Below are 18456 nucleotides of genomic sequence, written 5' to 3'. Positions count from 1 at the left end.
CAGAAAATAAGGGCTGTATTTAAACGATAATATTTATTGTTTGCAAACCTACACCCAAGAAAAAAGCCCAGGCACAGAGGCCTGGGCAGGTCAGGTTACAATAAATTAACAATGCTTAGATAAGGGCTTGAACTATCGCCTAGTACGAGCGTTTAGAAACGGTAGTGAACACTGGCAGTCACGCCGCGTTCGGCACCGAAGTAGCAGAACTCCAGGGAGTTGCAGGAGGCCACGTACTCTTTATCCAATAGGTTGTTCACGTTTAAGCGTGTTTCGACACCATCTACACCGAGTTGGCTGAGGTCGTAGCCAATGGTGGCATCCACCAGGGTGTAGTCGGGTACTGTTTCGGTATTGGCTCGGTCAGCGGCGATATCCGCGTAGTGTCGCACGCCGATCCCCATATCCACACCGTTTAACCAGCCCTTGTTGGCCTGGTAGTGGCCCCAGAGCTGCACTTGGTGCCGTGGGGAGTAAATCGCGTTGTTGCCCTGGTTGCCATCATCGCTTTTGGCATAAGTGATGTCGGTGAAGCTGTAGCCTGCCTGAACCGAGAGGGTATCCGTTAGCTGGGTTTGTGCTTCCAGCTCCAGCCCTTGGGATTCGATCTCCCCTACGGCGCGGTATGGGTCGGTGGGCTGCTCTTTGGTGGCGACGTTCTCCTGGCTGATATGAAACAGCGCCGCACTATATTGGTTTTGGCTACCGTTAGGCTGGTATTTAATGCCGGTTTCCCACTGTTCGCCCTCCATGGGCTTGAGCAGATCGCCACTCTCATCCACGAAGCTGGTGGGGGTGAACGCGGTGGAGTAGCTCATGTAGGGCGCCACGCCGTTATCGAACAGGTAGACCACCCCGGCGCGGCCGCTAAACTGGGTGTCGCTGAGGGAGCTGGTATCACCGCTATCGCGGTTGGCATTGTCGATATTGACCCAGTCGTAGCGGCCACCCAGGGTAAAGCGCCAGTTATCGAGGGCTATCTGGTCTTGCAGGTAAACCCCTGTCTGGTCGATCTCATGGCGTTCGCGTATAGGGGCGTAGAACTCGATGGGGTCGCTGCCATAGACGGGGTTAAAGGCATTGAGCGGCTGGAAATACCCCGATGGCCATGACACATCGTTTTCCCGCTGCTGGTAATCAACCCCGAGCAGCAGTGTGTGATCCATAAAGCCGCTGCTGAGGGTGGTTTCAAGCTGGTTATCGAGTGTCCAGGCTTCCAGCGACTCATCGCTGCCGGAGTAGTAGCGGGTGAGTTCGTCAGATTCCGGTGATACCCAGCCAAAGCCGTAGACCTGATTGAGCACCACGTCGGAATTGAGGTAGCGCATCAATTGGCGGCCAGTCACTTGGTCATTGAAGCGGTGCTCAAGGGCGTAGCCGAACATGCGCTGAGTGCGCTCATAGGTGTCGAAATCCTCTTCACCATCAAAGAAGTTATTGCTGATTTTGCGCCCGTTATGGGCGACCACGGCCCCCTCATAGGGTACGCCGGAGTGGTAGCCGCCTTCGGGTTCATCCTGTAGGTAGGCTTCTACGGTGAGGCTGGTGTCATCGGTGATATCCCAGGTGAGCCTGGGTGCTATGGCATAGCGTTCCTCTTCCGCCGGGCCAAACTGGGTATCCGCGGCGCTGGCAATCCCGGTCAGGCGAAAGGCCACCCGCTGCTCTTCGCCAATCGGCCCGGTGAAGTCAAAAGCGGCGCCGCGCTGGTTATTATTACCCACTCGAAAACGCAGCTCACCGCCCTGTTCAAACGCTGGTTGCTTGCTGTTCAGGGCGACCACCCCGCCAGGGGAGGCGCGGCCATAGAGCACCGAGGCGGGCCCGCGCACTACTTCGATGCTTTCCAGAAACCATGGGTCGATGCGCATGCTGCTATGGGAGTTGGCATCGCCCATCACTTTCAGGCCATCCAGGAAGGTATTGCTCAAGCTGCCGTCAGAAAACCCGCGCAGTACCAGGTAGTCGAAGCGATTGGAGGCGCCGACCTGATTGCTGTAAACACCGGGTGTGTAGTCGGTGGCGCGCTGCACGGTACTTACGCCGCGGTTATCCATCTGTTCGCGGGTAATCGTGGAAACGCTCTGGGGTATTTCGATCGTCGGCGTTTCCACTTTGGTGGCAGCCTGCTGGGCAGTCACCGTGACGGTGGCTAACTCGGTGCTTTCTTGAGCGTATAGCGGAGAAACAGCCAGTGCCGAGAGAACGGCGGCGCTAAGCGGAGAGCGTAGAAAGCGGTGATGGGGGATGAACATGGAGGCACCTGCAATAAGCATCAATTAACCAATGTGTTAATGAGAATTATTGCGCTTAATGGCGATTGAAAGGTATGCGCAATGACAAAAGGCGTATGGGTGCTGTCAAAAAACGCCCAACAGAGGAACTTAGCGCCCCAAAAACAACCCGCGGCTTTTAATGGCGATGGAAAACTTCGTGGGGCGCAATGCCAAAAGCGCGCTTAAAGGCGGTGGCAAAATTGGTGGCGTGGCGGTAGCCACAGGCGTGAGCGGTTTGCTGCACGCTATAGCCTTTGCGTAAGTACGCTTGAGCTTGGGTCAGGCGACAACGTCGTAGATAGTCGAATATCGAGCAGCCGTAACAGCGGTGAAATTTGGTGCGTAGGCTGCTCGGGCTCATCGCGGCGTTGCGGGCCAACTGCTCAAGCCGATAATCCTGGTTGGGGGAGTGTTCGAGCTGCTGACGCAAGCGCTCTAGGCGTTGGTAGTCCCGCTGGGTTAGGCCCGACCTCAGGCTAACTGCTTTACCTTCGTCGCTGGATTCATGGGAGGCAGCTGGCAGCCCATGCGCTAATAACTGGAGCGCGAGCCCCTGCCATAGCAGGCGCTGGCGCTCTACTGGCCAGTTCGAAGCCAGCGCTGCCTCCAGGCTATGAATAAGGAACTGCGGCACCTGCCAGGTATGCAGTACGGGCGTTGCCGGAGGGGCAAAATTGATAGGCGAAGAGTTAATGGACGAGAAAGAGGGCAGCTCTGTGCAAGCCAGAAGCGATACGTTGAGGATGCGCAATCGTTGTGGCGCGGGCTGGAAAACCTCAAGCCCAGTCTGCTCGTTGAAGTGCGCGCTGAAAGCGTCGCCAGCCTGCAACTGAAACGACTGGTGCCCTAGACCGACTTGGATACGGCCCTCGAGTATCACGCTGAGAAACCACGGTGCGGCACGCCGGGAAGTGGAGGCGTAAGCGTGCAGGACATCAAGATCCGAGTGTGTCACCCGCAGTGTGGGGTCTATCTCGACGTCCATCACCCGCCCACGGGCAACACAGGGCGCTGGCTGGGAGCGGTCTGGCGCTTCGGGAAAGCGGTAGTCGATCCCGAAGCGCTGACCAATAGCCAACAGGTCATGGGTGGTGAGTGGTACGCAAGATGGTGTTATCGAGCCGAGTGTAGCCACCCCGTTACCTCACCCTTGAGCGGTTGTCAGCGAGCAGCGAACCAGCACTCAGTACGCCATCGACCAGTTCAGGGTGTAAGTGCGCCCGCGGCCCTGGTAGTCGTAGAGGTACTCTGGGCCGTAGTAGGGCGAATAGAACATGGCGGCTCGTTGTCCCCAGACGGTGGAGTACTGATCATCCAGCAGGTTCTGCACGCCCAGGCTTAAGGTACCAAAATCGGTTTCCTGGCTGAGCGATAAGTCGAGGGTGGTATTGCCATCGATCTCCCGGTCGGCAGCGTCTTTCAGGTCGAAGTTGTGGTTGGCCTGCAAGCGAGCCGAACGTACATAGTCCGTCCAGCCAATAAAGGCGGTGGCGGAAGAGAGCGAGGCATAGCGGGCGTCACGTTTCTCCCACTCCCCTTGGTCGTTCTCCTGCTCGGAACGCACCAGGTGCAGAGTGCCCCCGGCCTCCAGGCCATTATCGAAGTAACGGGTCACGGCGCTTTCCAGGCCGAAGTCGCGCTTCTTCTCATCCACAACGCTAACGCTTAAATCCTCGGCGTTCTCTACTGCCTTGTCCGACCAGGCGTAGTAAAGCGCTGTTTGGGCCGTCCAGTTGCCCCCCTGATAGCGCCAGCCTAGCTCTACTTGATCCGTCTCGATGGCAGATAAAGGGTTGTTATCGACACTGACGTCGGGGCTCTTGCCGTAGTACTTAGCGGGATCTGGCAGTTCGAAGCCCTGGCTAAACTGCAGCCAGTTCTGGTGTCCGTTGCGGTAGTCGTAGAGGGCGCTGGCATTGAAAAGCGTTGCTTCGTAGTCATTCTTGCCGCCGGGAATCCCCTGGAATTCATCTACTTCGACGTCCATATGCTGCTGCCGCAACCCTGCGGAGAGCTTGAGTGCTTGGCTGGCCTGCCAGTCGCCCTGGAGGAAGCCTGAAAGCCCGTCCACCTGATAACCGGGGTAGCGGGGTTCAACCCCTGATGCCTGCTGAACCAGGCCGCCGGAGGCGTCCGAGATATCGGTATCGAACAGCATCTGGCTGGCATCGAAGGTTTCACGATCCAGATCGAGGCCGTAGGTTAGCGAAACGTCATCACCCAGGCGCGATTCAAACAGCGCCTTGATGCCGCTTAAATCGGTGTTTTGCTGTGAGGCGCGAAACTGCAGGCCGTCGGCGACTGGGTAGGGAAAGGCCTGGAAGCTGGACTCCTCCTCGCGGTGAAACGCCTGCAGGTAGAAGTTTTGCCCCCACAGGTTGGCGTGGTGATAGTTGACGTTGACGAGCTTACGGTCGGTTTCCGGATCGCGCTGTGAACGGTAGCCATCGCGAATTTCGGCATCGTTCAAGTTGGGCGTGGCCGCGTCGAGATTGGGAAAATAAACACCCCGATCACCTTCATAGCCTGAACGGTACAGCTGGGCGCCCAGCTCCAGGCTCTGTTCATCGGTCAAACGAAAAGAGAGGTTGCCCAAAACATCAATGCTGCGATTATCCTGCAGGTCGGTCTGGGCGATATCGGGGAAGATTTCCTGGCCGCTGCCGTCATAGTGGCGCCCGTTGTCGCCAATGGCGGTACCCAGATAGCCTTGAACTCGCTCATTGCCGCCGCTGATCGATTGTGACAGACGCCGATCCATATCATCGCTGTTATTGAAGCCAGAGGTGATGCCAGCTTCGGTACGCCAGTTCAGGCCTTCTTCGCCTTTGCGGGTAATGATATTGATCAAGCCCCCCGTCGCACCGCCGCCATACAGGCTGCTGGCGCCGGAAAGCACCTCCACGCGCTCAATATTGAAGGGATCAATGGCATCGAACTGTCGGGAAAGCCCCCGGGAACTGTTTAGCGACACACCATCGATGAGCACCTGCACGCCCCGGCCACGCATGTTTTGCCCATAATTGGTGCGCCCTTGAGGCGCTAGATCCAGCCCCGGCACCAGATGCCCCAATGCTGTCTTTAGGTCTGCACCATTGCGGGTCTGCTGTTGCAGCATCTCTTTATCAATGACCCATACAGCACCCGGAATCTGGCTGATCTGGCTGGGGGTACGCGACCCTACGACCACCATGGTGTCGTCGGCGCTGGCGCTAGACGAAGTACCAGAGGCAGTGTTTTGGGCGAAAACGCCGTTGGAGAAGCTCAGTAACAGACCTGTGCCAATAAGACTCGATAGTGAAACAAACGACGGCGAAGAAAACGGCTTTGTAAAAGGCAGCTTTGCAAAAGACAGCTTTGATAATGACGGGGCGTGCATAGTGAACAATCCGCAGATAGTAAGAAAATCAAAGGCGGAGAGTATCACCACGATATACAAAGTCAACGATAGTGATTCGTATTTATTTTGAGGTGCGCGCAGCAATAGGCTATCACCTATTGCTGCTAATGAAGTTTAAGCGTTATCGGGTTTGTTCTTCTCTTCTTCTGCATCTGATTCCGGCTCATGCGGCTCTGGAACCGGTGGAGCTTCTGCTTCTAATGGCGTGGCCGTTGTTGGCGTGGGCATTGTTGAAGCAGAGGCCTCAACGGCGGCTTCAAGGTTAGCGACTTGACGCTCTAACGCCTCTACCCGTGAACGGGTGCGCTGTAGTACGTCCATTAAAATGTCGAAATCCTCCCGTGAGACAAGCTCCAGGCGGTCAAAGGCGCCACGCACGACTTGCTGCACGCCCTTCTGAATATCTTCCGGCGCCTGGGAGGCGTTTTGTAAACGGTCGCCAATCTGCTGGGCCAGTCGGCTGATGCGGTCTTGAGGCGCCATAGCTGCTTTCTCCTAATAACTCGCTAAATGAACATATATAAAAGTGCTTACCGGTAAGGATACGCAACAGTTGGCGAATTCGCATGTATCGCGTGCTTTTACTGCTTAACCCAGGGTGTGCATCGAAATAGAGCAGGCTACTTTTGCTTACGCTCTTTTTTGGTGCAATAGCGGTGGTATGACAATGGCTTTGCTCGGATTTAGCCCTGAAGATTACTTTTGGTAGCGGCTAATCAACTGACTTGTAAGAAAAAAAAGTCAGCTGGCACAGTATGCGCATTATCGGTTCAGGTGCTTATTCTGGCGGCTGTGCCGCTACCAATCTAGCAGGACTTATCCAGCAGGGGAGATCCGGGATGAAACTCATCACCGCTATCATCAAGCCATTTAAGCTCGACGACGTTCGTGAGGCACTGGCCGACAACGGCGTTCAGGGCATTACGGTCACTGAAGTTAAAGGTTTTGGCCGTCAGAAAGGGCATACCGAGCTGTATCGTGGCGCGGAGTACGTGGTCGACTTTCTACCCAAGGTAAAAGTGGAAGTGGCCGTAGATGACGCCCGTTTAGAGAGCGTATTGGATGCGATCTGTAGTGCGGCTAACAGCGGCAAGATCGGTGACGGCAAGGTGTTTGTGACACCGCTTGAAGACGTTATTCGGATTCGGACAGGCGAGCGCGGTGCGGACGCCGTTTAACGCTGCTTTTTCGGATCATTTCTATAGTTCAACGGGGAACTTACAATGAATGAGTTGACTGATCTGAGCTACGCGCTCGATACGTTCTACTTTCTAATTTGCGGTGTGCTCGTCATGTGGATGGCGGCAGGCTTCTCCATGTTAGAAGCGGGCTTGGTACGCTCCAAAAACACCGCTGAGATCCTGACCAAGAATATCGCGCTGTTCGCCATTGCCTGCACCATGTATTTGCTGGTGGGCTACTACATCATGTACTCCAGCAGCGCTGGCGGCTTCCTGCCCAATCTGGGGTTCTTGATTGGCGCTGAAAACAGTGTGGATGCGGTGACAGCGGGCGGCGATGACGCGCCTTACTACTCCATGCGTTCCGACTTCTTCTTCCAGGTCGTGTTTGTTGCAACCGCCATGTCGATTGTGTCGGGTGCCGTGGCTGAGCGTATGAAACTGTGGGCCTTCCTGGCCTTTGCTGTGGTCATGACCGCATTTATCTATCCGGTGTCTGGCTACTGGACTTGGGGTGGCGGCTGGTTGTCTGAAGTGGGCTACTCGGACTATGCGGGTTCAGGCATTGTGCACCTTGCCGGTGCGGCGGCTGCGCTAGCGGGTGTGATCGTGCTCGGCCCACGTAAAGGCAAATACGGTAAAGACGGTTCTATCCACGCTATTCCTGGTGCCAACATGCCGCTGGCAACGCTGGGTACCTTCATCCTGTGGATGGGTTGGTTCGGTTTCAACGGCGGCTCTGAGCTCAAGCTGGCGGCTGTCGATTCTGCAAACAATGTGGCGCAAGTATTTGTAAACACTAACGCTGCTGCTGCGGGTGGTGTGATTGCCGCCTTGATCCTGGCCAAACTGTGGTTCCGCAAAGCGGATCTGACCATGGCGTTGAACGGTGCACTTGCAGGTTTGGTCGCCATTACTGCTGATCCACTCTCCCCGACTGCGCTGGGTGCCACTATTATTGGTGCAGTTGGCGGCATCATCGTAGTAGCTGCCATCGTTACCCTCGATAAACTGAAGTTGGATGATCCGGTCGGCGCGATCTCGGTTCACGGCGTTGTGGGTATCTGGGGCGTGCTGGCAGTACCGTTGACTAACGACGGGGCTTCGTTTGGTGCCCAGGTCATCGGTATCGCCGGTATCTTCGGTTGGGTCTTCCTGGCAAGCCTGGTGGTATGGCTCATCCTGAAAGCCATCATGGGCATCCGGGTTAGCGAAGAAGAAGAGTATGAAGGCGTGGATATCGCTGAGTGCGGTCTTGAAGCCTATCCCGAATTTGGAATTAAGAAGTAAATAGCGGCATTAAGAAATAATTTAATGCTGAACTAGTGAGCTGGCGTGCTCCTTATGGCCTCCCCTTAGTGGGAGGCTTTTTTATTCTCTGCCGATAGCGGTGTATGCTGATGGTTAGCGGTTACCGGTTGCGACATTCGCTTCCGTTCAACCCGTCCCCCATCACGGCCACCCAGTTAGAGGATATGGTAATGAAATTGATCACAGCGATTATCAAGCCGTTTAAGCTCGACGATGTACGCGAGTCGCTCTCCGATATCGGCGTTCAGGGTATTACGGTGACGGAAGTGAAAGGCTTTGGGCGACAGAAAGGGCATACCGAGCTGTATCGTGGCGCTGAGTATGTGGTGGACTTCCTACCCAAGGTGAAGTTGGAAGTTGCCGTGGACGACGACATGGCCGAGCAGGTGATTGATGCCATCACCCAGGTGGCGAACACGGGCAAAATCGGCGACGGCAAAATCTTTGTGATGCCGCTGGAGCAGGTGATTCGTATCCGTACTGGTGAGACGGGCAAAGATGCCGTCTGATAGGCAGATTAGGCATTAAAAACCCCCGCCGCTCGGTTGAAATACTCAAGCCGAGCGGTGGGGGTTTTTATCATCTGCGAAGAGTGCCTCATGCACCCTCATGGGTCGCGAGCTAAAGCTACCTCCCACTGGAGCAGCTACATGGCTGGCAGAGAAAATTCCACACTGTGAGGAGAAGGCGATTTTGTCTTATTTCTCAACCTTATTTCTCAACAAAGGCGCGCTCAATGACGTAGTCGCCCGGTTCGCCCATGCGCGGCGAAATATTAAGGCCCAACTCGTCAAGTAGCGCGCTGGTATCGTCCAGCATGGCAGGGCTGCCGCAGATCATCGCGCGATCCTGACGTGGGTCGATGGGCGGTAGGCCGGTATCTTCAAACAGCTTGCCCGAGCGAATATGGTCGGTCAGGCGTCCCATGGTGTGGAACTCTTCCCGAGTAACGGTGGGGTAGTAGACCAGCTTTTCAGCGATGTCTTCACCCAGGTATTCATGAGCTGGCAGCTCTTTGGTGATGAAATCGGCGTAGGCCAATTCAGAGACTTCCCGTACACCATGAACCAGCACGACTTTCTCGAAGCGCTCGTACACTTCAGGATCCTGGATCAAACTCATAAACGGCGCCAAGCCGGTACCGGTGGAGAGCATATAGAGGTTACGGCCCGGCAGTAGGTCATCGCATACCAGCGTGCCGGTGGGCTTGCGGCTGACCATAATCTGATCGCCTACTTTCAGGTGCTGAAGGCGTGACGTGAGCGGGCCATCGGGCACTTTAATGCTGAAGAACTCCAGGTGATCCTCGTAGTTGGGGCTGGCGATGGAGTAAGCACGCATCAGCGGTTTGCCGTTCACTTCCAAACCAATCATCACAAACTGACCGGTTTTGAAGCGCAGGCTGCGTTCGCGGGTGGTGCGGAAGCTGAACAGGGTATCGTTCCAGTGATGAACGCTAAGCACTTCTTCCAGAGCAAACTTACTCATGCCGTTTTCTCCATTAGTCGATGCTGGCGCTAGTCCGCATCGGTCATATTCTTAAAAAGAATAAAAATGATTAAATATGTTGCCAGCAAGTCTAAGCAAAGGGTGGTATATCTGTTAAGCGAATTATATTGATAACGGTTATCTGAAAAATAGATATAGATCAAATAAAGGCTAGTCTCTATGCACTACACCCTGCGGCAGTTGGAAGTCTTTGTGGCGGTTGCTCAGCATGAGAGCGTCTCCCATGCGGCGCGGGCGCTGGCCATGTCTCAGTCGGCGACCAGCACGGCGCTTGCGGAGCTTGAGCGGCAGTTCGACTGCCAACTGCTGGATCGGATTGGTAAACGCTTAAAACTCAACGCGCTGGGGTTTCAGCTGTTGCCCAAAGCGGTGGCGCTGCTGGATCGCGGTGAAGAGATTGAAGAGCTTCTACGAGGCCAGAAAGGGGTTGGCTCGCTGGATGTAGGGGCCACGCTGACCATTGGTAACTACCTCGCCACGCTGTTGATCAGCGACTTTATGCAACGCCACCCCGGCAGCCGGGTACGCTTGGCGGTGCGCAATACGCGCCATATTATCGAAGGCGTGCGCCAGCACTCGCTGGATTTAGGCTTGATCGAGGGGCAGTGCGACGATGACATGATCATCAGCCAGCCCTGGGTGGAAGATGAGCTGTGCGTGTTTTGCTCGCCGCGGCACCCACTGGCAGGCCGCGAGCACCTTGAGCTTGAGCAATTGCTGCGTGAAGACTGGATAATGCGCGAAGAGGGATCCGGTACGCGTATGACTCTGGAGCACGCCGCCCGCCACCGCCGCAGCCGGTTTAACACCCTGCTGGAGCTAGAGCATACGGAAGGTATTAAGCGTGCCGTGGAGTCGGGGTTGGGGATCGGCTGTGTCTCGCGCCTAGCGTTACGCGATGCCTTCCGGCGCGGCAGCTTGGTGCCGCTGCCTACGCCGGAATTGGATCTAAAGCGTCAGTTCACGTTTATTTGGCACCGGCATAAATACCTCACCACCGGCGTGCGCGAGTTCCTGCGCCTGTGCCGTGAGATGACGGCCGGGGCCAAGCGCAGTGACGATATTGCGCTGCCGCCGATTCCTTAGTCCCTCAAAACGATGGCAACGCTTGGGCGGACTTTAACGTTAGCGGAGCCGGTGGGTGTTGAGATAGTTTGAAACTGCCTATGGTGACCGCTAAATGGTCGGCTTGCTCTTTCAACTGCTCGGCAGCAGTCGTGGACTCTTCCACCATGGCCGCGTTCTCCTGGGTCATGCGATCCAGCTCTGCGACGGCGATGTTGACTTGTTTGATACCTTCGCTTTGCTCGCTGGTGGCGGCGTTGATCTCCTCCAGAACATCGGTCACGCGGGTAATATGCGCCACGATCTCCTTCATGGTAGACCCAGCATTACGCACCAACGTGGTGCCGTTATTGACCTTGCTTTGAGAATCCTCAATCAGTTTCTGGATATCGTTGGCCGCCTCGCTGCTGCGCCCTGCCAGCTTGCGTACCTCGTCCGCCACCACGGCAAAGCCGCGACCATGCTCACCCGCCCGTGCAGCTTCCACTGAGGCGTTGAGCGCCAGCAGGTTGGTCTGGAACGAAATGCTGTTCATTAACGTGACGATTTCACCGATCTTGTCCGACGCGTGGGTAATGTCTTCCATGGTAGTGACCACATTCGCCACGACTTGCCCGCCTTCTCTGGCTACTTCTGAGGCGGTCTGAGACAGTTTGTTGGCTTCTTTGGCCGAGGCCGCCGTGTGTTGAACCGTGCTGGTGATTTCCTCTATCGAGGCAGAGGTCTGCTGCAGGCTTGCGGCTGCATTATCGGTGCGGCGAGACAAATCCTGGCCGCCCATGGCGATCTCATTGGCCGCATGGTGAACGGATTCACTGCTGGTGCGTACATCAACCAATACATCGTGGATCTTGACCGCAAAGGCATTGAACTGAATCGCCAGCTCTGCCCCTTCGTCACGCCCACGCACCGGTAGCCGCTGGGTTAAGTCGCCATCTCCAGAGGCGATCTCGCGCATGCGATCGGCCAGTTGTTTCAGCGGGCGAGAGATGCTGCTTCCCAGCAACCAACTGGCAATCAGACCCAAAAAGGCGATCACCAGACCCATGCCAATCATACCGAGTGTCGAAGTCTCGCGTTGGCTTTGCATTTGCTCTTGTAAGTTATTTAGACCTGCAAGCACGGCGCTTTCAGGTAGCCGGATCATCAATACCCAGGGGTTACCACTCTCATCAATGGAAAAGGGCCAGTAAAGTTCGGTCATGCCCTGCTCTGTGTCGAGCCTGCGCACTTTCTCACCTTGCTGCGCCTGAGCGATGCCAGCCTGGAGGTCAGCATCGAGCACGTTTTCAACATGTTTGCCTAGCAGGTCAGGCGAGCTGGTATAGGCCGCCAGAGCACCTTGAGAAGCGATCAGCGCGATTTCTCCAGCGCCGTCATAGAGCGATGCATTGGCCTCTTCTAGCAGACTCTGAATAAATTCAACAGACAGGTCAACGCCGGCGCTGCCGCGAAACTCATTGTCTACCAGGATGGGCGCATTAAACGAAGTAACCAGTAATGTCTCGCCGTTATAATCGTATAGGTGGGGGTCGACAACACAGCTACGCTTCGTTTCTTTGGTGCATAGATAGTACTCCCCGCGCCGGATTCCATCAGCATCGCGCTCTTGGTTTTCCATGTCGCTGCCCAGCGCCAAAACTTCAATATCGCCGCTTTCGGTGCGATACCACCAGGGCATAAAGCGGCCGTCAGGGCCATAACCTTGGTCTTCGCGCCCGGTATAACGTGCATCACTACCAAAGGCGTTAGGCTCCCAGCCAATAAAAGCATCAAGTAGTTCGGTATTATCCACAACGGTTTGACGCACTAGCAGCGAAAGCTCGCGGCGACTCATGGTCATTAAAGGCCGCCCGTTTTCGTCCTCCTGACCTATCATGGCATTGGTGTTAGCCAAGCTAGTGGCAAGGGTCAGAGCGTGCTCAAGCTCTCCTTTGATTTCTTCGGTTTGGGCGGAGGCGATCGCCGTCAGGCGCGCTTCGATGTTGCGTTCGAGTAATTCCTTCGTCTGACTTTCAACCAGCGCCTGGGAGCGTGCATTGGCAATCACCGAATAGATGACAAGCGCAGCCACGACCAGAAGGATGCAACCACCGACCAGCGTGGCAATGAGGGTGCGGACGGACTTAAATTTCATTGTTATTGATCTCTTTATACTATGTTAATGCATATTGCAGCAGAGGAGAGGGCGCAAGATTATGGGCATTCTGGGGCGCTGGGCTACTTGAAAGAGTGAAGGCCCCCACGGTACTGACCTGTGGGTTTCCTTTCGCTAAGGGACTGAGGTTATGACTTACTGGTTGGCTATTATGGTGTTTATCGGTGATATAGCTGGCAACACCACTAATGACTTGGGCAAGGGGAATGACGGCCAAGTCGTCAAGTAGGATTGGGACTCTTAATGATGCAAACATAGTCGCTCTCTGGGTCGAAGTTTGTATCAGCGCGTTGTGACCGCGCAAGATAAAAGGGAGACCTTTCAACTATCGACGAGAGCGACTTTACCTTTAGTCGTAAAGTTTAATTACCGTTTAAATGACTAGCGGAGGTCGCTAACCGCATGTTGGATGTCGTTCAGTGAGGCTTTACTGAGGTCTTTTGAGAGGGAGTGAATAACAAGCTTTTGTGTGGGGCCATCAAGCTTATCCCGTAGTAGGCCTAAAAATTTGGGTGGCGCGACCATAATCAGCTTCTCCATACTATTGTCTACTCGAGCGCTATAAAGTCGCTGAGCGACCTCTTTCGCAAACAGCTCATTTTCGTGCTTACTAGCCGTCCCCTCTTCGCCAGCCGAGCGCGAGGTAGTGGACATCGACTCATGCACATCGCCTCGACCATCGGTGACCAAGTCACCTTCATGCAGCCGTCCTTCTGCGTGAACCAGGCTCTCTTGCTCCGCCAGCGTTAAGGCATCTCGGGTAAAAATACGTGCGCGAGCGGCGTCGGCTACCACGATATAAGTTGTCATCGCTGTGCATACTCCATGTCGTTGATGGTCATCTAACCATGGCAAGCGTTTGGCGTTAGGTCAAACGCTTGCCATGGCTTGAACAAGCTGGGTTACAGCACCTTGCTACGCAGCAGGCTGGTGACGGCTTCACCAATCAGCACCAGCACAATAATGGCAATCAAAATGGTTGCTACGGTAGGCCAGGCGAAGGTATCAATCGCTCCCTGTAAAATAACGCCGATCCCCCCGGCGCCCACTAGCCCTAGCACGGTCGATTCGCGGATATTGATATCCCAGCGCAGAATGACGATGGCAAAAAACGCGGGCATGACTTGGGGCACAATCGCGTAAGCGACCACTTTGGCCTTGGAAGCCCCGGTGGCCTCCATGGCCTCTACCGGTCGCCGGTCAATCTCCTCTATCGCTTCACCCATTAGCTTGCCGATAAAGCCAATGGAGCGAAACACGATGGCGAGAATGCCCGCAAGCACGCCAGGGCCAAAAATTGCCACGAAAAGCAACGCCCAGATAATGGTATTTACCGAACGGCTGGAGACCAGAATGAAGCGGCCCAGCCACAGACAGGCCCGGTTAGGCGTGGTGTTCTGGGCAGCAATGTAGGCCACCGGTAGCGCCAAAAAGATGGTTAAGAAAGTGGCCAGCGTAGCGATATGCACAGTCTCGATCAGCGCTGCGATAATACCGTTCAGCCCAGCCGGGCTGGGCGGCCACATGCGTGCCCCAAGTCCAGAAATTTGATTGGGCGCATCCCATACCCACGGCCAGAAAATATCAATATCGCGTACTGCCCATACCACCACCATCAAGGTGGCTAAAAGTACGCCATAACGGATAAGGCGCTGTTTGCGGTCGTAGCGTTGCCAAACCCGGTCGGCAAGCTGCTGTGCGTGATCTACCATATTTTTTTCCTTACCCAGCCGCTGACACCTTCGCTGAGCAAAATGACCGCGATGATAATGAGCAGAATCGCAAAGGCGAAGTCGTAGTCGTAGCGCCCAAAGGCGTTCATCAGCGTGCCGCCAATACCGCCTGCACCGACAATCCCGACCACCGCCGAGGCACGTAGATTACTGTCAAGTTGGTACATGGAAAGCCCTACTTGGCGTGGCAGTATCTGGGGAAAAACGGCATAGAACAGAATTGCTACATACCCGGCCCCAGCGGCTTTCATGGCCTCTACCTGACCCCAGTCAATCTCTTCTATCTCTTCGGCAAGCAGCTTACCCACGAAGCCGATTGAGTAGAGCGTTAAGGTGAGAATGCCCGCTAGCGGACCAAACCCAACGGCGGCAACAAATAGAATGGCGACAATCACCGGGTGAAAGCTGCGCGACACAATAATCACTGCCCGGCCAATGACATAGATGGGCATTGGGGCAATATTACGGGCCGCCATGACGGCAAACGGGATCGATAGAAAAACCCCTAACAGGGTAGCCAAAATGGCGATCTGGAAGCTCTCTTTAAAGCCCGTTAAAAGCAACTCGTAGCGCTCTAGGCTAGGTGGAAAACCGCCGCTAAAAATGCGTGCTGCGCGGGGCAGCCCTTCAGAGATCCGCGCCCAGTTGAACGGCAGTGAACCGAAGGCCCAGACCAGATAAACCACGGCAACTACGATTAACCCATAGCGTAGCAACGGGTTGGCAATAAACGGCGGTTTTCTCCAGGTGCGTGGCGCCGTTGAAGGGGGCTCAGGCGGAGTCATGGGAGCGCTCCTCCGCTGGCGTATCGGTAATTGCATCGTCCGGCGCTTCAATGCCACCGTAGATGGCGTCTAACGCGTCTTTATTGAAATCGGCAGGCAACCCATCAAAGATCATCTTGCCGTGGCGTAGACCCACAATGCGTTCGGTATAGGTTTTGGCCTGAGCAACGTTGTGGATATTAATCAGCACCGGCAGCGACAGCTCGCTGGCCAGGCTTTGCAGTAGAATCATGATTTGTTCAGAGGTGCGTGGGTCAAGCGAGGCGGTGGGTTCATCGGCCAGCAGTACTTCCGGTTCCTGCATCAACGCACGCACAACGCCTACCCGCTGGCGCTCACCGCCGGAAAGCTCATCAGCGCGCTTGTTGGCGTAGTGGGCAATACCGACTCGCTCCATCAGCACAAAGGCGCGCTCGATATCGGCCTGGGGGTAGCGGCGTGAGATCGCTTGATAGAGATTGACGTAGCCTAATCGCCCGGCCAGCACGTTCTCCATTACCGTTAATCGGTCGAGCAGGTTAAAGCCTTGGAAAACCATACCTATTTTGCGTCGGGCACGGCGTAGGTCGCCGCCTTTCAGGTTTACCAGCTCATTGCCATTGAGCTTGATCGAGCCCGAGGTTGGTTCGACCAGGCGATTGATACATCTCAGCATGGTGCTTTTACCTGCACCCGAGGCACCTACGATAGAAACAACGCTGTTTCCCTCTACCTTGAGGTCAAGCCCTTTCAGCACGGCTTCATCGTGGCCATAGCGTTTGACCAGATTGGTAATTTCCAGCATGTGTCCGCTTCCATCGTCGAGACAATAACCGCACCGCCGGCGGCGGTGCGCTACGTTTACTCTTCCAAATTTTCGGGCGTATAGCTCACGTTATTGGCCGCTTGGATGGTACGAATCACCTTCCAGTTGTCTTGGTAGTTGATGGGGATGAATTTTTCGACGCCTTCAAACTCTTCGCCTAGCTCGGTGCCGATAAAATCAAAGCTGAAGAAGGCTTCTTCAATTTTTTCGACCAGATCGGGGTGCAGGTTGTGCGCGTAATTGTACGAGGTGGTGGGGAAACGATCGGACTCAAATATCAGGCGCACGTCCTCTTCATCGTAAAGTCCGCGCGCCGCCATCCGCTCGACTACTTCGGAAGCGACCGGAGCCGCATCGTAGTCTTTAGCCACGACGCCCAGCATGGATTGGTCGTGGCTGCCCGAGTAGACCACTTCATAATCCTCATCGGGGGTAATGCCGAGTTCGGGCAGCAGAGCGCGAGGGGCTAGGTTACCCGAGTTGGACGTTGGAGAAGTATGGGCGACGCGTTTGCCTTTGAGATCCTCTACCTCATGGATATCAGAGTCGACATGGGTAAACAACTGCAGGGTATAGCCGAATTGGCCGTCATCAGAGCCCATTAACGCAAACGGCACGGCCCCGGCCAAGTTCACCGCAAAAGGCGTAGGGCCAGTGGAGAAACCGGCGATATGTAAGCGCCCGCTTCGCATAGCTTCAACTTGAGCAGCGTTGGACTGCACAGCAAAGAAGCGCACATCCCGCTCGGTAACCTCAGCTAAGTGATCGATAAAGGGCTGCCAAATATCTGAATAGATGGCCGGGTCTTCTACGGGGGTATAAGCAAAAATCAGCGTGTCTGGATTAGCCCACTCAGACTCATCGGCAGGGCGGTCGGCGACCATATCGCCATTTTCATCACAGTAAATAGTATCTAAATCGCCGCGTTCGCACTCAGCGAAAGCGGGCGTAGTGAGCAGGGCGAGCGGTAATAGAGATGCGGCGGTAAGCATCGCAAGCGGGCACTTGCGGAAGAGCGAAGTTGCCATGGTAAGCCTCGTTTGTGCGTTATTGTTGTGTTCTTGCTCTGGGTCGAACTGTGTTTCCTTTGCTGCGTTTTGCCACTACTGAAAACGAAAAATGTTTCGTAAGTGGACATTCCGCGCCAAGGATGGTTATTTTCGAAAGCAGACACCTTCAATCTAGGGTTTGTGACAAACTTATGTCAAATACTTTACAGCCCCTCTCCGACCATTGGCGCAACCGCTATTTATTAATGCGCCACGGCCATAGTCAGGCCAATCAGCAGGGCGTGATTGTCAGCTCGCCAGAGCGGGGAATAGAACGCTTCGGTCTTTCTGAACATGGCGAGCAACAGCTTGCCCAATTAGTTGCCGATTGGCAGTGGCCGGTGCCGACCCGCGTGGTGCATTCAGATTTTTTGCGCACTCGTCAAACCGCCGCCCATGTGGCAGCTAGGTTTGGGTTGGTGCCCAGCGTGGATACGCGCTTGCGAGAGCGAAATTTTGGTGAATTAGAGGGGCAGGGAGACGATCACTATCCCAGCGTGTGGGCTTTGGATGCCGAGGATGCCGAGCATCGTCACTATCAGGTAGAAGCGTTGAGCGGAGTGGCGAGCCGTATGCAGGCGGTGATAGCGGAGTGGGAGCAGCAGGTTAGCGGTGAAACCATCTTGTTGGTGAGTCACGGCGATCCGCTGCAAATCCTATTAACGGCGCTGGCGAATAAGCCCCTTACCCAGCACCGTGAGCAGCCCGCGTTACTTCCCGCGAGCATTACGCAAGTGGGCGATTAGGCGCCGTCTTGCGCAGGCGGGATCCAGGCAATCATATCGACTTCCACATCGGCACCACCGGCTAAGCCGGTCACCCCGATGCAGGTACGGGTAGGTAGCGGCTGTGGAAAGTAGCTGGCGTAGACTTTATTGACTTCCTCGAAGTGGCCCATATTGGTAATAAACACCCGGGACTGAACCACATACTCGAAGGCACTGCCGACTTCTTCCAGCACAATCGCCAGGTTTTGCATTACCCGATGGGTCTGTTCAGTGAAGGTGCCCAAAAGCATCTCGTTGGTTTCTGGCACCGTCGGCATTTGCCCGGTGATAAAGACCAGATCACCTACGCGACAGGCGTGGGAAAAAGGCGCAATGGGCTGGGGCGCGCGGTCGATAAACAGTTTTTCAATCATGCTTTTATCCTTAGTTAACTGTTTTTACTGGCTGTTTTTTTAA

At 55.1% G+C, this 18456-nt stretch carries 17 protein-coding genes; 5 read left to right on the top strand and 12 right to left on the bottom strand.

The window, feature by feature from the left end; genetic code table 11:
* Positions 1 to 152: 152 nt before the first annotated feature.
* From KF947_RS10095 to KF947_RS10080, 4 genes are all read right to left on the bottom strand, one after another.
* A complete protein-coding gene (locus KF947_RS10095; protein WP_227406159.1) occupies positions 153 to 2255 on the bottom strand; it encodes a TonB-dependent siderophore receptor in 2103 nt (700 codons plus the stop codon).
* 157 nt (positions 2256 to 2412) lie between these two features.
* The gene (locus KF947_RS10090; protein ID WP_227406158.1) at positions 2413 to 3411 is read right to left on the bottom strand and encodes a helix-turn-helix transcriptional regulator; all 999 of its coding nucleotides are present in this window, start codon (positions 3409 to 3411) and stop codon (positions 2413 to 2415) included.
* Between the two features lie 48 nt (positions 3412 to 3459).
* Positions 3460 to 5655 carry a TonB-dependent receptor gene (locus KF947_RS10085; RefSeq protein ID WP_227406157.1) on the bottom strand — a complete coding sequence of 732 codons (2196 nt, stop codon included), beginning with the start codon at positions 5653 to 5655 and terminating at the stop codon, positions 3460 to 3462.
* Positions 5656 to 5790: 135 nt separating this feature from the next.
* The gene (locus KF947_RS10080) at positions 5791 to 6159 is read right to left on the bottom strand and encodes an accessory factor UbiK family protein (RefSeq protein WP_227406156.1); all 369 of its coding nucleotides are present in this window, start codon (positions 6157 to 6159) and stop codon (positions 5791 to 5793) included.
* A 356-nt stretch (positions 6160 to 6515) separates the two neighbouring features.
* Between KF947_RS10080 and KF947_RS10075 the strand changes: the two genes are divergently transcribed.
* From KF947_RS10075 to glnK, 3 genes are all read left to right on the top strand, one after another.
* Positions 6516 to 6854 (top strand): P-II family nitrogen regulator, encoded by a 339-nt coding sequence (locus KF947_RS10075; protein ID WP_007112359.1) that lies wholly within the window; start codon positions 6516 to 6518, stop codon positions 6852 to 6854.
* A gap of 45 nt (positions 6855 to 6899) precedes the next feature.
* A complete protein-coding gene (locus KF947_RS10070; protein WP_088700196.1) occupies positions 6900 to 8147 on the top strand; it encodes an ammonium transporter in 1248 nt (415 codons plus the stop codon).
* A 191-nt stretch (positions 8148 to 8338) separates the two neighbouring features.
* Positions 8339 to 8677 (top strand): P-II family nitrogen regulator, encoded by a 339-nt coding sequence (gene glnK, locus KF947_RS10065; RefSeq protein ID WP_007112362.1) that lies wholly within the window; start codon positions 8339 to 8341, stop codon positions 8675 to 8677.
* A gap of 202 nt (positions 8678 to 8879) precedes the next feature.
* Here glnK and KF947_RS10060 read toward each other — a convergent pair whose 3' ends face one another.
* The gene (locus KF947_RS10060) at positions 8880 to 9656 is read right to left on the bottom strand and encodes a ferredoxin--NADP reductase (protein ID WP_133731876.1); all 777 of its coding nucleotides are present in this window, start codon (positions 9654 to 9656) and stop codon (positions 8880 to 8882) included.
* Between the two features lie 180 nt (positions 9657 to 9836).
* On the opposite strand from KF947_RS10060, the gene KF947_RS10055 reads away from it, so the two are divergent.
* On the top strand, positions 9837 to 10763 hold the full coding sequence (locus KF947_RS10055; protein WP_009286188.1) for a LysR family transcriptional regulator: 927 nt from the start codon (positions 9837 to 9839) through the stop codon (positions 10761 to 10763).
* A gap of 4 nt (positions 10764 to 10767) precedes the next feature.
* Here KF947_RS10055 and KF947_RS10050 read toward each other — a convergent pair whose 3' ends face one another.
* The 6 genes from KF947_RS10050 to phnD form a co-directional block, all read right to left on the bottom strand.
* Positions 10768 to 12879, bottom strand: a complete 2112-nt coding sequence (locus KF947_RS10050) for a methyl-accepting chemotaxis protein (protein WP_227406155.1) — start codon at positions 12877 to 12879, stop codon at positions 10768 to 10770.
* Positions 12880 to 13281: 402 nt separating this feature from the next.
* A complete protein-coding gene (locus KF947_RS10045) occupies positions 13282 to 13710 on the bottom strand; it encodes a host attachment protein (RefSeq protein ID WP_223288740.1) in 429 nt (142 codons plus the stop codon).
* 92 nt (positions 13711 to 13802) lie between these two features.
* Positions 13803 to 14612: a phosphonate ABC transporter, permease protein PhnE gene (gene phnE / locus KF947_RS10040; protein ID WP_223288739.1), complete on the bottom strand. Its 810-nt coding sequence runs from the start codon at positions 14610 to 14612 to the stop codon at positions 13803 to 13805.
* Positions 14606 to 15418 (bottom strand): phosphonate ABC transporter, permease protein PhnE, encoded by an 813-nt coding sequence (gene phnE / locus KF947_RS10035; protein ID WP_223288738.1) that lies wholly within the window; start codon positions 15416 to 15418, stop codon positions 14606 to 14608. Before phnE (KF947_RS10035) ends, phnE (KF947_RS10040) begins: the two co-directional genes overlap by 7 nt.
* Entirely contained in the window at positions 15405 to 16202 is a 798-nt protein-coding gene (phnC, locus tag KF947_RS10030; RefSeq protein ID WP_223288737.1) for a phosphonate ABC transporter ATP-binding protein, read from the bottom strand. Before phnC ends, phnE (KF947_RS10035) begins: the two co-directional genes overlap by 14 nt.
* Before the next feature lie 56 nt (positions 16203 to 16258).
* Positions 16259 to 17251, bottom strand: a complete 993-nt coding sequence (gene phnD / locus KF947_RS10025; RefSeq protein ID WP_223288736.1) for a phosphate/phosphite/phosphonate ABC transporter substrate-binding protein — start codon at positions 17249 to 17251, stop codon at positions 16259 to 16261.
* Between the two features lie 173 nt (positions 17252 to 17424).
* On the opposite strand from phnD, the gene KF947_RS10020 reads away from it, so the two are divergent.
* Complete coding sequence (locus tag KF947_RS10020) at positions 17425 to 18018, top strand: histidine phosphatase family protein (RefSeq protein WP_133731868.1); 594 nt, start codon at positions 17425 to 17427, stop codon at positions 18016 to 18018.
* Here KF947_RS10020 and KF947_RS10015 read toward each other — a convergent pair.
* Entirely contained in the window at positions 18015 to 18413 is a 399-nt protein-coding gene (locus tag KF947_RS10015) for a RidA family protein (protein ID WP_133731867.1), read from the bottom strand. The two genes, KF947_RS10020 and KF947_RS10015, sit on opposite strands and share 4 nt — an antisense overlap.
* Between the last annotated feature and the right edge of the window lie 43 nt (positions 18414 to 18456).

The organism is Halomonas sp. FeN2 (assembly GCF_020595105.1).
In the GTDB taxonomy this organism is placed as follows: domain Bacteria; phylum Pseudomonadota; class Gammaproteobacteria; order Pseudomonadales; family Halomonadaceae; genus Vreelandella; species Vreelandella neptunia.
This window is presented reverse-complemented; position numbering and strand designations above follow the sequence as displayed.